Raw genomic sequence first — 13,909 nt, 5'->3', positions numbered from 1 at the left:
CCGCCAGGAGCGCCGGACCGGTGCGGCGCACCTAGGGTGGCAGGGTGGCCCCGCCGTTCGACCCCGCGCTGCTGCGCCGCTGGATCGACGCCGCCGCCGCGCGGCTCGCCGAGTGCCGGGCCGAGATCGACCGGATCAACGTCTTCCCGGTCGCGGACCACGACACCGGGTCGAACCTGCTGCTCACGGTACGTGCTGCGGCGTCGGCGCCGCTGGAGGGCGGCCCCGCCCGGGCCGCGGCGGCGCTGGCCGCCGCGGCGGTGCGGGGGGCCCGGGGCAACTCGGGGCTGATCCTCTCGCAGCTGTTCCGCGGGGTGGCCGAGGAGCTGGACGCGGGGGAGGGGCGTGGCGGGGCGAACGGTGACACCCGGGGCGACGGCGCCGTGGTGGCCGGTGGCTCGGTGCCCGGGGCGGCGCCCCGGCCGCGGTCGGCGTCGGCCGCGGGGGTGCCGGACGCGGTGACCGTCCTCGCCGGGGCACTCCGGCGTGCGGCGGACCTGGCGGCGGCCGCGGTGTCCGTCCCCCGCCCCGGCACGGCGCTGACCGTGCTCGACGCCGCTGCGTCCGCCCTCGCCGCACGGGTTCCCGTCGTTCGCACGGGGTCCGATCCCGTGCGAGGCGAGCGAACCCGTGCGAACCACGGGAACGAGGGGGTCGGGGCCATCGGCGGGCGTGTGGTCGCCGGGGGGCTCGCCGGAGGCGCTCGGCTCGCGGCGGAGGCCGCGCGGGTGGCACTGACGACGCCCGTGGGCCGCCCCGCCGAACTCGTCCGCGCGGGAGTGGTCGACGCGGGCGGCCTCGGTCTCGTCGCCGTGCTCGACGCGCTGGTGCTCGCGACCGGGGGCGAGCCGGCACCGCCACCGCCGGGTACGGCGCCGGGTGGGCCCGTGGCCGGGGCGGGCTCGCCACCGAGCCGAGCCGACACGCCGCCGAACGGGAATGCCGGGGCACCGGACGGAGCAGCGCCGGCACCGGCCGACGCGCCGCACCGGCGGGCCGTGCCGCCGGACCGTGCGGACGGGATGCAGCCCGTGCGCCCGGTGCCGCAGCCGGTGTACGAGGTCACCTACTGGCTCGCCGACCCGGGTGCGGACGCGCTCGCGACGCTGCGCGCGCGGCTGAGCGGTCTCGGGGACTCGGTGACCGTCGCGGGCGACGGCACGGGCGGCTGCACCGTCCACGTGCACACCACCGAGGCGGGTCCCGCGGTCGAGGCGGGGATGGTGGCGGGGCGGCCGTCGTCGATCCGGATCGAAGCCCTCCCGGCCGAGGCGCCCACCCGGGCCCGCGCCGTCCTCCTGATGATCGAGAGCGCCGGGGCGGGTGCACTGGCGCGGCAGGCGGGCGGCGACGTCCTGGTCGCCGAGCCGGACCCGGCCGTCGACGAGGTCCTCGCTGCGATCCGGGCCACCGGCGCCGAGCACGTCGCCGTGCTGCCGTGCGCGGCGCACCGCCGGACCCTCGCCGAGACCGCCGCCGCGCGGGTCCGCGAGGAGGGGATCGACGTCGTGGTCGTCCCGTCGTCGTCGGTGCTGCAGGGGCTGGCCGCGCTCGCGGTGCACGATCCGGCGCGGCGGGCGTCCGACGACGTCGTCGCGATGGCGGAGGCCGCCGCGGGGACCCGCACCGGCGGGCTGCAGATCGCCGAGGCCGAAGCGCTCACGTGGGCCGGGCCGTGCCGGCCGGGCGAGGTGCTGGGCCTGTCCGACGGCGAGGTGGTGCTGATCGCCCCGGATCTCGCTGTCGGTGCGCTGTGGTTGGCTCATCGCATGCTCACGCCGGGTGGCGAGCTGGTGACCGTGCTGCTCGGCTCGGCCGCCGGCGACGGGCTGGGCGAGCGGTTCGCCGACGACCTGCGGCGTACCCATCCGGAGGTGGACGTGGTGGTGCACCGGGGCGGGCAGAGCGACTTCCCGCTGGTGCTGGGGGTGGAGTAGATGGACGCGTACGACCTGGACAGCCGGCTGGACGGGCCGCTGGGACGCAAGGCCGCCGAGGCGCTGGCCCCGCTGGGTCTGGAGACGGTCGGGGACCTGCTGCGGCACTACCCGCGCCGCTACGTCGACCGCGGCCGGCTCACCGACATCGCCGGGCTGGTCGCCGGCGAGCACGCGACCGTCGTCGCACAGGTCGCGAAGGCGGAGCTGCGGGACATGCGCAACCGGCGCGGGAAGATGTTGAAGGCCGTCATCCGCGACGAGAAGGGCGGCGAGCTGGACTGCACCTTCTTCAACGGCTGGAAGCTGCAGGGCTTCGTGAAGGCCGGGGCGGTCGGTGTGTTCTCCGGCAAGGTCGGTGTGTTCAACCGGCGGCTGCAGCTCACCCACCCGCAGTTCGAGGAGATCGACGAGACCGACTCGCTGCGCCCGTTCCTGTCGGTCTACCCGGCGAACGCCAAGGTCACCTCGCAGGCCATCGCGCGGTCGGTCCGCCAGGTCCTCGACCAGATCGACGACCCCACCGACCCGCTTCCCGACGCGCTGCGCGAGCGCGAGCAGCTCACCGAGCTGGGGCGGGCGCTGCGCCGGATCCACGTGCCGGAGGCCGAGGCCGACATCCACGCGGCCCGGCACCGCCTGGTGTGGGACGAGGCGCTCGGCGTGCAGCTCGCGCTCGCACTGCGCCGGCAGGCCGCGGTCGCCCGGCCCGCGCCGGTGTGCCCGCGCACCGAGGGGGGCCTGCTCGCCGCGTTCGACGCCGACCTGCCGTTCCCGCTCACCGACGGCCAGGAGGCCGTGGGCGAGGAGATCGCCGCGGACCTCGGTGCCGAGCACCCGATGAACCGGCTGGTCCAGGGCGACGTGGGCGCCGGCAAGACGATCGTCGCGCTACGGGCGATGCTGCAGGTCGTCGACGCCGGCAAGCAGGCCGCGATGCTCGCGCCCACCGAGGTGCTCGCCGCCCAGCACGCCCGCTCGCTGCGCGGGATGCTCGGCGCCCTCGGGCGCGCCGGTGAGCTCGACGCCACCGACGGCGCCACCTCGATCACCCTGCTCACCGGTTCGATGGGGGTGAAGGCCCGGCGTCAGGCGCTGCTGGACGCGCAGTCCGGCGCGGCCGGGATCGTCGTCGGGACCCACGCGCTGATCCAGGACACGGTCGGGTTCGCCGATCTCGGGCTGGTCGTCGTCGACGAGCAGCACCGGTTCGGGGTCGAGCAGCGCGACGCGCTGCGGGCCCGCGGCGAGCGCGCCCCGCACATGCTGGTCATGACCGCGACGCCGATCCCGCGCACGGTCGCGATGACGGTGTACGGCGATCTCGCCGTCTCCGAGCTCAAGGGCCTGCCCCGCGGCCGGTCCCCGGTGACGACGACGGTCGTCCCGCTGTCCGAGCACCCCGGCTGGATCGAGCGCGTGTGGCAGCGGATCCGGGAGGAGGTCGAGCGCGGCCACCAGTGCTACGTCGTGTGCCCGCGGGTCGGGGACACCGAGAAGGAGGATCCGGAGCTGGAGGAGCCGCCGCCGGAGGAGGGGGAGTCCGAGCGGCGCCCCCCGCTGGCGGTCCTCGACATCGCCCCGATGATCACCGAGAAGCTCGGGGGGCTGCGGATCGGGATCCTGCACGGCAAGCTCCCGGCGGACGAGAAGGACGCGGTGATGCGGGCCTTCGAGCGCGCCGAGCTCGATGTCCTGGTGGCGACGACGGTCATCGAGGTCGGCGTCGACGTGCCGAACGCGACCGGGATCGTGCTCCTCGACGCCGACCGGTTCGGCCTGTCCCAGCTGCACCAGCTGCGCGGCCGCGTCGGCCGGGGCAGCGCCGCCGGCCTGTGCCTGCTGGTCACCGAGATGCCGGCCGCCACCACCGCGCGGGAGCGGCTCGACGCGGTGGCCGGCACCACCGACGGCTTCGAGCTCGCCCGGCTCGACCTGGAGCTGCGCCGCGAGGGCGACGTGCTCGGTGCCAGCCAGTCCGGGTCCCGCTCGGGGCTGAAACTGCTGTCGCTCCTGCGGCACGGCGACGTCATCGCGAAGGCGCAGCTCTACGCCCGGGACCTGGTCGACCGCGACCCGGACCTCGGCGGGCACCCGCGCCTGCGCGATCTCGTCGGCGAGACCCTCGGCGACGAGGAGCGGGCCGCCTACCTGGACAAGGCCTGACCGGGCTCATGTCCCGGGCAGCTCGCCCCGGGCCCGCGCGTCCAGATGGGCGCGGGCCGGTCGCGGCAGGTGGATCACCCCGGCGCGGTCGAGCCGGTCCAGCTCGCTGCGCGCGCGGGAGTAGGCGGCCAGCCGTTCCGGCTCGGAGTCCGAGGCCCGCGCCGTCGTCAGGAGCTTGACGACCCGTTCGACGGTGCGCCGCTCCTCCGCGGAGAGGCCGGACAGCCGGATCCGGTCCGCCGCCTCGACCGCGGCCCGCCAGGCCCGGCGGGCCTGCTCGACCGCCCGGACGTAGGTGCCGCCGAACGGTTCGCCGGGGTAGCCGTCGGTGTCGAGTGCCTGCGCGGCGGCGAACGCGTCGACGAACCGCGCCGTGCTCCCGACGGCGACGTCGGACAGCGCGGGCCGGTGCAGCACCGCCATCGGGTCGGTCTCGTGCTCGGCGAACTCGGCCCGCACCCGCTGGAAGTCGGCACGCGCCCGGCGCCACGCCTCCTCGGCCGTCACCGCGGCGGCCGGGACCGCTGTCACGGGGCCGGCCTCCGGGCGTCGTACCGCACCTTTCAGCCAGGTCCACGTCCCGGCCACGACCAGGCCGACGAGCAGGATCGCCAGGATCTGCGCGACCACCGTGACCACCACCGCCACCGCCGTTCCCGTGAGGAGCACCGCACCCGACACGAGCGCGACCGCCGCCACCGGACGGACGGGGCCGCCGCGGCGGCGCAACCGCCGTTCCCGCCGGTGGTCGTACCGGGCGGCCCCGTGGTGCACCCGCGCGCCCCGGTGCGCGACCCCGCCGGGGCCGTGCCGGTGCCCGCCACGGCCGTACCGGCCGCCGTGCCGGTGGTGGGTGCTCCGCGTCATACCTCCTTGCTACCGGAACCCGCCGGGTCGCGGTGCGGGCCGTACGGGTGGCGGTGCCGGGGGTGTCCCGCCACGTGGTCGTGCGGTGGTGGGCCCACGTCCCACGTGCCAGGATCACGCGTCCGGTCTGCGGAAACCCCGCGGTCCCGGGTCTCGACGCCGAACAGGATGAGGAGACAGATGTTCCGCAAGGTTCTGGTGGCCAACCGGGGTGAGATCGCGATCCGGGCGTTCCGGGCGGCCTTCGAGCTGGGCGTGTCGACGGTGGCCGTCTTCCCGTACGAGGATCGCAACTCCTTGCACCGTGCCAAGGCGGACGAGTCGTACCGGATCGGTGAGCAGGGCCATCCGGTCCGCGCGTACCTGTCGGTCGACGAGGTCGTCCGCGCCGCGAAGAAGGCCGGCGCGGACGCCGTCTACCCGGGCTACGGCTTCATGTCCGAGAACCCGGACCTGGCCCGCGCCTGCCGCGAGGAGGGCATCACCTTCGTCGGCCCGCCGACCGAGGTGCTCCACCTGACCGGCAACAAGTTCCGAGCCGTCGCCGCGGCCCGCGAGGCCGGCGTCCCGGTGCTGGAGTCGTCGGACCCGTCGTCGGACGTCGACGAGCTGCTCGCGGCCTCGGAGAACATCGACTTCCCGATCTTCGTCAAGGCCGTCGCCGGGGGTGGCGGGCGCGGTATGCGCCGGGTCCAGGAGCCGGGCGCGCTGCGTGAGGCGATCGAGGCGGCGATGCGCGAGGCCGAGTCCGCGTTCGGCGATCCGACCGTGTTTCTCGAGCAGGCCGTGGTGAACCCGCGCCACATCGAGGTCCAGATCCTCGCCGACGCCGACGGCAACGTCGTGCATCTCTACGAGCGGGACTGCTCGGTGCAGCGCCGCCACCAGAAGGTCGTCGAGATCGCCCCGGCGCCGAACCTCGATCCCGAGGTCCGCGACGCCATCTGCGCCGACGCGGTCAACTTCGCGCGCCAGATCGGCTACGTCAACGCGGGCACCGTGGAGTTCCTGCTCGACGAGCGCGGCAAGCACCACTTCATCGAGATGAACCCGCGGATCCAGGTCGAGCACACGGTGACCGAGCAGGTCACCGACCGGGACCTGGTCATCGCCCAGCTGCGGATCGCGTCCGGGATGACGCTGCCCGAGCTCGCGCTGACCCAGGACGCGATCACGCTGACCGGCACGGCGATGCAGACCCGTATCACCACCGAGGACCCGGCCAACGAGTTCCGCCCGGACGTCGGGACGATCTCGGTGTACCGCTCCCCGGGCGGCCCCGGCGTGCGGCTCGACGGCGGCACCGTGCACGTCGGCGCCGAGGTGTCGGCGCACTTCGACTCGATGCTGGTCAAGCTCACCTGCCACGGCCACGACTTCACCAACGCCGCCCGCCGGGCCCGCCGCGCCATCGCCGAGTTCCGGATCCGTGGCGTCGCGACGAACCTGCCGTTCCTCGCCGCCGTCCTCGAGGACGACGACTTCAAGGCTGGCCGGGTCACCACCAGCTTCATCGAGGAACGCCCGCACCTGCTCAAGGCCCGCCCGTCCGCCGACCGGGGCTCGCGGATCCTGCAGTTCCTCGGCGAGACGACGGTGAACAAGCCGAACGGTGACCGCCCCGTCGTCGTCGAGCCGGTCGACAAGCTGCCGCTGGAGGTGGACCTCGACGCGCCGGTGCCGGACGGGTCGGCGCAGCTGTTGCGGGAGCTGGGTCCGGAGGGGTTCGCGGCCCGGCTGCGGGCCCGGTCGGCGGTGGCGGTCACCGACACCACGTTCCGGGACGCACACCAGTCGCTGCTGGCCACCCGGGTGCGTACCCGTGACCTCGTCGCGGTCGCGCCGTACGTCGCCCGCACGATGCCCGAGCTGCTCTCCCTCGAGTGCTGGGGTGGAGCGACGTACGACGTGGCACTGCGGTTCCTGGCCGAGGATCCGTGGGAGCGGCTCGGCGCGATCAAGGCCGCTGCGCCGAACATCTGCACGCAGATGCTGCTGCGCGGCCGCAACACGGTGGGCTACACCCCGTACCCGGTGGAGGTGACCGATGCGTTCGTCGCGGAGGCGGCGGCGACGGGGATGGACATCTTCCGGATCTTCGATGCGCTCAACGACGTGTCGCAGATGCGTCCGGCGATCGACGCCGTCCGCAACACCGGGACCGCGCTGGCCGAGGTGGCGCTCTGCTACACCGCGGATCTGTCGGATCCCGGCGAGAAGCTCTACACCCTCGACTACTACCTGCGCCTCGCCGAGCAGATCGTCGACGCCGGTGCGCACGTGCTGGCGATCAAGGACATGGCGGGGTTGTTGCGGCCCCCGGCGGCGCGGACGTTGGTGTCGGCGTTGCGGGAGCGGTTCGATCTGCCGGTGCATCTGCACACCCATGACACGGCGGGTGGGCAGTTGGCGACGTTGACCGCGGCGATCGATGCGGGGGTCGATGCGGTGGACGGTGCGGTGGCGTCGATGGCGGGGACGACGTCGCAGCCGTCGTTGTCGGCGTTGGTGGCGGCGACCGATCACACCGAGCGGGCGACGGGGTTGTCGTTGCAGGCGGTGGGTGACATGGAGCCGTACTGGGAGGCGGTGCGGAAGGTCTACGCCCCCTTCGAGTCCGGGCTCGCCAGCCCCACCGGCCGGGTCTATCACCACGAGATCCCGGGTGGGCAGTTGTCGAACCTGCGTCAGCAGGCCATCGCGCTCGGCCTGGGGGACCGGTTCGAGCTGATCGAGGACTGTTATGCGGCGGCGGACCGGATGCTGGGGCGGCTGGTGAAGGTGACGCCGTCGTCGAAGGTCGTGGGCGACCTCGCCCTGCACCTGGTCGGCGCCGGGGTCGACGCGGCGGACTTCGAGAAGGACCCGGCGTCGTTCGACGTGCCGGACTCGGTGATCGGGTTCCTGCGCGGCGAGCTGGGTGAGCCCCCGGCGGGCTGGCCCGAGCCGTTCCGGACCCGTGCCCTGGAGGGCCGCAGCCCCGAGGCGGAGAGGGCGGAACTGTCCATCGAGGACCGTCGCGGGCTCCGTGACGAGCGCCGCCGCACGCTGAACCGGCTGCTGTTCCCCGGCCCGACGAAGGACTTCGACGCGCACCGCGAGCACTACGGCAACACCTCGGTGCTCTCGACGAAGGACTTCTTCTACGGCCTGGAGGAGGACCTCGAGCACACGGTGGAGCTCGAGCCCGGCGTGACGCTGCTGATCGAGCTGGAAGCGGTCTCCGAGCCCGACGAGCGCGGCTACCGCACCCTGCTCACCACCCTGAACGGGCAGATCCGCCCGGTCTCGGTGCGCGACGAGTCCGTCGCGACCGAGGTCAAGGCCGCGGAGAAGGCCGACAAGTCGAACGACGGCCACGTCGCCGCCCCGTTCGCCGGCGTCGTCACGCTCCAGGTCGCCGAGGGCGACACCGTCGACGCCGGCCAGACCGTGGCCACGATCGAGGCGATGAAGATGGAGGCCTCGATCACCACCCACCGCGCCGGCACCGTGTCCCGCCTCGCGATCGGCGACGTCCAGCAGGTCGAGGGCGGCGACCTGCTCGTCGAGCTGCGGTAGGCGCCTCCGGCGCTCGTGAGTGGTTCATTCGGTCAGGGCCGAGGCAACCACTCACGAGTGCCGGAGGCACCATGAACACGTGACGAGGGTGATCGCGGGGGCCGCGGGCGGGCGACGGCTGGACGTGCCGCCGTCGGGCACCCGGCCCACGTCCGACCGGGTGCGGGAGGCCCTGTTCTCCGCGCTCGACCACGACCCGGGGCTCGGCGGCGCGGCCGTCCTGGACGTCTGTGCCGGGTCCGGGGCGCTCGGGCTCGAGGCGCTGTCCCGCGGCGCGGCCGACGCGGTGTTCGTCGAGGCCGACAAGCGTGCGGCGGGGGTGCTGCGGCGCAACGTCGGGTCCGTCGGGCTCGGCGGCCGCGTCGTCGCCGGCCGGGCCGGGACCGTGCTCGCCGGGCCCGCACCGCGGACGTTCGACGTCGTGCTGGTCGACCCGCCCTACGCCGTCGGCGACGCCGAGATCGCCGGCTGGCTCACGGCCGCGGCGGGCAACGGCTGGCTCGCCGGCGACGCGGTGGTGGTCGTCGAGCGCGCCAAGGGTTCCGGCGACTTCGCCTGGCCCGCCGGGTTCGAGCCCGGACGGTCCCGCCGGTACGGCGACACCGTCCTGCACCACGCCCGGCACACCGGGGCCGTGTCGGATCCCGACGGTCCGCGGGGCCCGGTAGGACGCCCGGAGCGATGATCACCGGCTGATAGGTTCCGCCGCATGTCCGTCGTGCGTCGTGCGGTGTGCCCCGGTTCCTACGACCCGCCGACGGTCGGTCACCTCGACGTGATCGCGCGGACCGCGGGACTGTTCGACGAGGTCTTCGTCGCGATCCTGGTCAACCCGCGCAAGCAGGGCATGTTCGAGGTCGACGAGCGGGTCGCGATGCTGGAGGAGATCACCTCCGACCTCCCCGGCGTGCGGGTCGAGTCGTTCTCCGGGCTCGTCGTCGACTACTGCCGCGAGCGGGGCGCCCAGGCACTGGTGAAGGGCCTCCGCGGCGCCACCGACTACGACTACGAGCTCCCGATGGCGCACATGAACCGGCACCTCACCGGCGTCGAGACGCTGTTCCTGCCCGGGGCGCCGGGCCAGGTCTACGTGTCGAGCTCGCTCGTCAAGGAGGTCGCCCGCGGCGGCGGCGACGTGACGCCGTTCCTGCCGCCGAGCATCCACGCCCGGCTGGTCGAGCGCCTGCAGGGTTGAGCCGCAGGGTTCGCGTTCACATGTGTGGGGGTCACCCGTCCGGAACTTGACACGCGGGAGTGGCCGGTAATAACGCCCGGTACAGGTCGGCGGTGCGATGATCCCTCGCGTGTACCGGGTCTTCGAGTCGCTGGACGCGCTGGTGACGATCGTCGAGGAGGCGCGCAGCGTCCCGATGACGTCCAACTGCGTCGTCCCGCGTGGCGACGTGCTGGAGCTCCTCGACGACGTGCGCGAGGCGATCCCCGGCGAGATGGACGACGCCCAGGACGTCCTCGACCGCCGCGACGAGGTCGTCTCCGAGGCCGAGCGGGAGGCCGAGGAGACCCGGTCCGCCGCGAACTCCGAGGCCGAGGAGACCCTGCAGAACGCGCGCACCGAGGCCGAGCGGCTCGTCGCCGAGGCCCAGGAGGAGGCCGCGCAGACCCTCGCCGAGGCCCGGCACGAGGCCGAACGTGCTGTCGCCGAGGGGCGCAGGCAGTACTCGGAGCTCACCGACCGGGCCCGCGACGAGGCCGAGCGGATGGGGCACGCCGGGCGGGCCGCGCACGACCGCCTCGTCGCCGACGGGCAGAACGAACAGACCCGGCTCCTGTCGCAGGCCGAGGTCGTCCGCGCCTCGCACGCCGAGGCCGGCCGCGTCGTCGACGCCGCCCACGCCGAGAGCGACCGGCTCCGCCGCGAGTGCGACGACTACGTCGACACCACCCTCGGCGAGCTGGAGACGACGCTGAACAACGCGCTCGGCGTCGTCGGGCGGGGCCGCAGCCAGCTCTGGCGCGGCGGGCAGTACGACCCCGGCTACGAGTCCGGTTACGCGCAGAACGGCGGCCGGTCCGGTACCGGGATGGATCTCATCGACTGAGCGGGCCGGCTCAGCCCTGGGCGGCCGCCCACTCCGCGACCCGGCGCTCGCTCTCGGCGGGCGAGAGGTCCTCCACCCGCGTCATCACGGCCCACCGCACGCCGTACGGGTCGACGACCGAGGCGAACAGGTCCCCGGACACGAAGGTCGTCAGCGGTTCCCGGATGGTCGACCCCGCCGCGGTCAGGACGGCGACGGCGGCCTCGGCGTCCGGCACGTAGACCGCGAGCGACAGGCTCACCGGCTGGTCGCCCGGCTCGGCGGAGACCAGGCCGTAGGACGGCATCGCGTCGCTGACGGTGAACCGCCCGGACGGCAGCGCCAGCTCGGCGTGCCCGATCAGCCCACCCATCTCCGTGATCGAGACGACCCGTGCGCCGAACGCCGCGGAGTACAGTTCGACCGCCTCGCGGGCGGGGGACGCCACCAGGTGCGGTGTCAGCGAGGTGTGCGAGTTCGGGCGGCCCTCGGTGGTGTGCTCGCCGGTGGCGGCGGTGGTGGTGTTCGTCATACGGACCAGCCTGCCGCCCGTACCCGCTGCGTGCTTGAAGATTCCCGACAGCGTCGGCGTCACGGGTGGGGAGGGGCGGATGGTCGAGTCGCGGGGACACCTGAACCCGGGCGCACCGGAGGTGGCGCTGTCCCGGTTCCCGGCTGGTCTCGACGCGCTCGTCCGCTGGGTCTGGGTCGCCCGCTGGACCGTGCCGCACGGCCGCACCGTGACCCAGCGGGTCCTGCAGTACCCGTCGTTCAACCTGGTCACCGGTCCGGTCGGGGCGTACCTGTACGGGCCGCGGACCGTCGTCGGCACCCGTGAGCTCGCCGGCCGTTCCTGGGTGGCCGGCGTGCTGCTCCGCCCGGCCGCGGCGCCGGTGCTCACCACGACCGCACCGGCCGCGCTGACCGGCGCCGAGGAGCCGTTCCCCGGCGCACCGGTCGCGGAGCTGACGGCCGCGGTGCACGGTTCCGAGCCGGACCGGGCGGTCGCCGCCGTCGTGCGGGACTGGCTCGGGCCGTACGCGGACCGCGTCACCGACGCGGGGCTGCTGGTCAACCGGGCCTGCGCGCTCGCCGAGGAGCGGACCGACCTCGTCCGCGCCGACCAGCTCGCCGACGCGACCGGGGTCGCGCCGCGCACCCTCGAACGTCTGGTCCGCGCGCACGTCGGGCTGACCCCGCTGTGGCTGATCGACTGCCGGCGGCTGCAGTCGGCCGCGACCACGTTGCGCGAGGACCCCGGCGCGGACCTGGCCGCGCTGGCCGCCGACCTCGGGTACGCCGACCAGGCCCACTTCACCCGTCGCTACCGGGCCGTCGTCGGGGAGACGCCGGGCGCGACCCGGCGGGCCGCACGCGCGGCCGGCTGAGACCCGGCGAATCCGTCCCGCTGCGCCGAACGGCGTACTACTCTTCCGCTCCATGGCGCGCCGGCCCGAGCCCGATCCGACGACCTGGTGGGAGCGCTACGGACATCGGCTGGAAGGAAGCCCCGTGACGACCCGACCGGTCGACCCGCCGTCGTACCCGCCCGCTCCGGCGCGGCCCGACCTGCGCGAGGCCGAGGTGCTGCGGCCGCGCGCCGAACGGCCCCGCACCGGCTGGCGCCGGATGCTGCACGACGTGACCGGCGGCCGGGTCAACCCGGGACCGAGCGACGCCGAGGAGCGGCGCGACGCCCTGCTGACCCGCATCCGCGGGCCGCTGCCCGGCGCGCACCGGGTCGCGGTCATGTCGGTCAAGGGCGGCGTCGGGAAGACGACCGTGTCCGCCTGCCTCGGGCTGGCCCTGGCCGAGCACCGTGGTGACCGGGCCGTCGTCCTCGACGCGAACCCGGACGCCGGGACCCTCGCCGACCGGTTGACCGGCGACTCACGGGTCACCGTCCGGGAGCTGCTCGACGACCTGGAGTCCGTCGGGACCTGGACCGACGTCTCCCGGTACACCAGCCTCGCGGGCCGGCTGCAGGTCCTCTCCTCCGAGCAGGACCCGGCCGCGGGCGACGCGTTCCGCCGCGACGAGTACGAGCGCGTCTGCGACCTGCTCGGCCGGTTCTTCAACATCATCGTCACCGACTCGGGCACCGGGCTGGTCCACTCCGCGATGGAGGGGACCCTCGCCCGCGCCGACTCGGTCGTCGTGGTCGGCGCCCCCACCGTCGACGGCGCCGGGCGGGCGAGCAGGACACTGGACTGGCTGGTCGCGCACGGGCACGCCGGCCTCGCGGCGGACGCGGTCGTGGTGCTGTCCTGCGACCGGCACAGCGCCGAGGTCGACGCCGACCGGATCCTCGAGCACTTCCGGAGCCGGGTGCGCGGCGTCGTCCCGGTCCCGCACGACCCGCACCTGGCCACCGGCGGCCGGATCGACCCGGCCCGGCTGCGCCCCGCGACGTCGGACGCGTTCCTCGAGCTCGGTGCCCTCGTCGCCGACGCGTTCGACGCGCGACCGGCGGGTTGATCGGTGCGCGTACGCTGGTCCGGGTCATGAGCACGCATCGCACGCCCGGAGACCGTCCCGACGAGAACCCGTGGGTGTTCAGCACCCGCGAGCTGGCCCGGCGGCCCGGCACACAGCGCACCGTCCAGCGCACGGTGCCCGCCCCGTCGGGCGACGCCGCCATCGGTCTGGCCGGCGTCATCGCCGTCCCCGAGGACTCGGAGGTCGACCTCGACCTCTCCCTGGAGTCGGTCACCGAGGGCGTCTACGTCTCCGGCACGGCCGCTGCGCGGCTGGAGGGCGAGTGCTCCCGGTGCCTCGACCCGATCGGCGACGACGTCGCGGTCCGGATCGGCGAGCTGTTCGCCTACCCGGACTCGGTCACCGAGGAGACCACCGACGCCGACGAGATCCCGCGGCTGGTCGACGACCGGATCGACATCACCCAGACCGTGCGCGACGCCGTCGTCACCGATCTCCCGATGGCGCCGCTGTGCAGGCCCGACTGCCCGGGCCTGTGCGACGTCTGTGGCGAGAGGTGGGCCGATCTCCCGCAGGATCACGGGCATGAGACACTGGATCCTCGTTGGGCGGCGCTCAAGGAGCGCCTGCCCTCCACCGACTGAGCGGGGGCTCCACGCGGAGCCCGCTCCCGGTGGGAAGACCTGATCGTTCGAAGTACCGAGGAGTGTCATCATGGCCGTCCCCAAGCGCCGGATGTCGCGGTCCAACACGCGTGCGCGCCGGTCGCAGTGGAAGGCCACTGCGCCGAACCTCGTCGCGTGCTCGAACCGCGCGTGCCGCGAGCCGAAGCTCCAGCACATCGCCTGCCCGACCTGCGGTCAGTACGACGGCCGGCAGGTCACCAGCCCGGCCTGATCC

12 protein-coding genes are annotated in these 13,909 nt (G+C 74.4%); 10 read left to right on the top strand and 2 right to left on the bottom strand.

Annotated features, from left to right (window positions below; all coding sequences use genetic code 11):
* Positions 1 to 44 precede the first annotated feature (44 nt).
* On the top strand, positions 45 to 1,937 hold the full coding sequence (locus PP1_RS09415; protein ID WP_075314041.1) for a DAK2 domain-containing protein: 1,893 nt from the start codon (positions 45 to 47) through the stop codon (positions 1,935 to 1,937).
* The gene (recG, locus tag PP1_RS09410) at positions 1,938 to 4,103 is read left to right on the top strand and encodes an ATP-dependent DNA helicase RecG (protein ID WP_010232321.1); all 2,166 of its coding nucleotides are present in this window, start codon (positions 1,938 to 1,940) and stop codon (positions 4,101 to 4,103) included.
* A 6-nt stretch (positions 4,104 to 4,109) separates the two neighbouring features.
* Here recG and PP1_RS09405 read toward each other — a convergent pair whose 3' ends face one another.
* The gene (locus PP1_RS09405; RefSeq protein ID WP_010232322.1) at positions 4,110 to 4,970 is read right to left on the bottom strand and encodes a hypothetical protein; all 861 of its coding nucleotides are present in this window, start codon (positions 4,968 to 4,970) and stop codon (positions 4,110 to 4,112) included.
* Positions 4,971 to 5,150: 180 nt separating this feature from the next.
* Between PP1_RS09405 and PP1_RS09400 the strand changes: the two genes are divergently transcribed.
* The 4 genes from PP1_RS09400 (at position 5,151) to PP1_RS09385 (ending at position 10,591) form a co-directional block, all read left to right on the top strand.
* Positions 5,151 to 8,531: a pyruvate carboxylase gene (locus tag PP1_RS09400; RefSeq protein ID WP_010232323.1), complete on the top strand. Its 3,381-nt coding sequence runs from the start codon at positions 5,151 to 5,153 to the stop codon at positions 8,529 to 8,531.
* 79 nt (positions 8,532 to 8,610) lie between these two features.
* Positions 8,611 to 9,216, top strand: coding sequence for a 16S rRNA (guanine(966)-N(2))-methyltransferase RsmD (gene rsmD / locus PP1_RS09395; RefSeq protein ID WP_010232324.1), 606 nt, complete (start codon positions 8,611 to 8,613; stop codon positions 9,214 to 9,216).
* A gap of 24 nt (positions 9,217 to 9,240) precedes the next feature.
* Positions 9,241 to 9,726 (top strand): pantetheine-phosphate adenylyltransferase, encoded by a 486-nt coding sequence (gene coaD / locus PP1_RS09390; protein WP_010232325.1) that lies wholly within the window; start codon positions 9,241 to 9,243, stop codon positions 9,724 to 9,726.
* Between the two features lie 109 nt (positions 9,727 to 9,835).
* A complete protein-coding gene (locus PP1_RS09385; RefSeq protein ID WP_010232326.1) occupies positions 9,836 to 10,591 on the top strand; it encodes a DivIVA domain-containing protein in 756 nt (251 codons plus the stop codon).
* Positions 10,592 to 10,601: 10 nt separating this feature from the next.
* Here PP1_RS09385 and PP1_RS09380 read toward each other — a convergent pair whose 3' ends face one another.
* A complete protein-coding gene (locus tag PP1_RS09380) occupies positions 10,602 to 11,102 on the bottom strand; it encodes a VOC family protein (RefSeq protein WP_139323805.1) in 501 nt (166 codons plus the stop codon).
* Between the two features lie 79 nt (positions 11,103 to 11,181).
* On the opposite strand from PP1_RS09380, the gene PP1_RS09375 reads away from it, so the two are divergent.
* From PP1_RS09375 to rpmF, 4 genes are all read left to right on the top strand, one after another.
* On the top strand, positions 11,182 to 11,958 hold the full coding sequence (locus PP1_RS09375; RefSeq protein WP_033199829.1) for an AraC family transcriptional regulator: 777 nt from the start codon (positions 11,182 to 11,184) through the stop codon (positions 11,956 to 11,958).
* A gap of 124 nt (positions 11,959 to 12,082) precedes the next feature.
* The gene (locus PP1_RS09370; RefSeq protein WP_010232330.1) at positions 12,083 to 13,048 is read left to right on the top strand and encodes a MinD/ParA family ATP-binding protein; all 966 of its coding nucleotides are present in this window, start codon (positions 12,083 to 12,085) and stop codon (positions 13,046 to 13,048) included.
* Between the two features lie 26 nt (positions 13,049 to 13,074).
* Positions 13,075 to 13,653, top strand: coding sequence for a YceD family protein (locus tag PP1_RS09365; protein WP_010232331.1), 579 nt, complete (start codon positions 13,075 to 13,077; stop codon positions 13,651 to 13,653).
* A 70-nt stretch (positions 13,654 to 13,723) separates the two neighbouring features.
* Entirely contained in the window at positions 13,724 to 13,906 is a 183-nt protein-coding gene (gene rpmF, locus PP1_RS09360; protein WP_010232332.1) for a 50S ribosomal protein L32, read from the top strand.
* Positions 13,907 to 13,909 lie beyond the last annotated feature (3 nt).

Origin of the sequence: Pseudonocardia sp. P1, assembly GCF_000178675.2 — a bacterium.
Lineage (GTDB): Bacteria > Actinomycetota > Actinomycetes > Mycobacteriales > Pseudonocardiaceae > Pseudonocardia.
The sequence above is the reverse complement of the archived record's forward strand: the minus strand, read 5'-3'. Positions and strand labels throughout refer to the sequence as shown.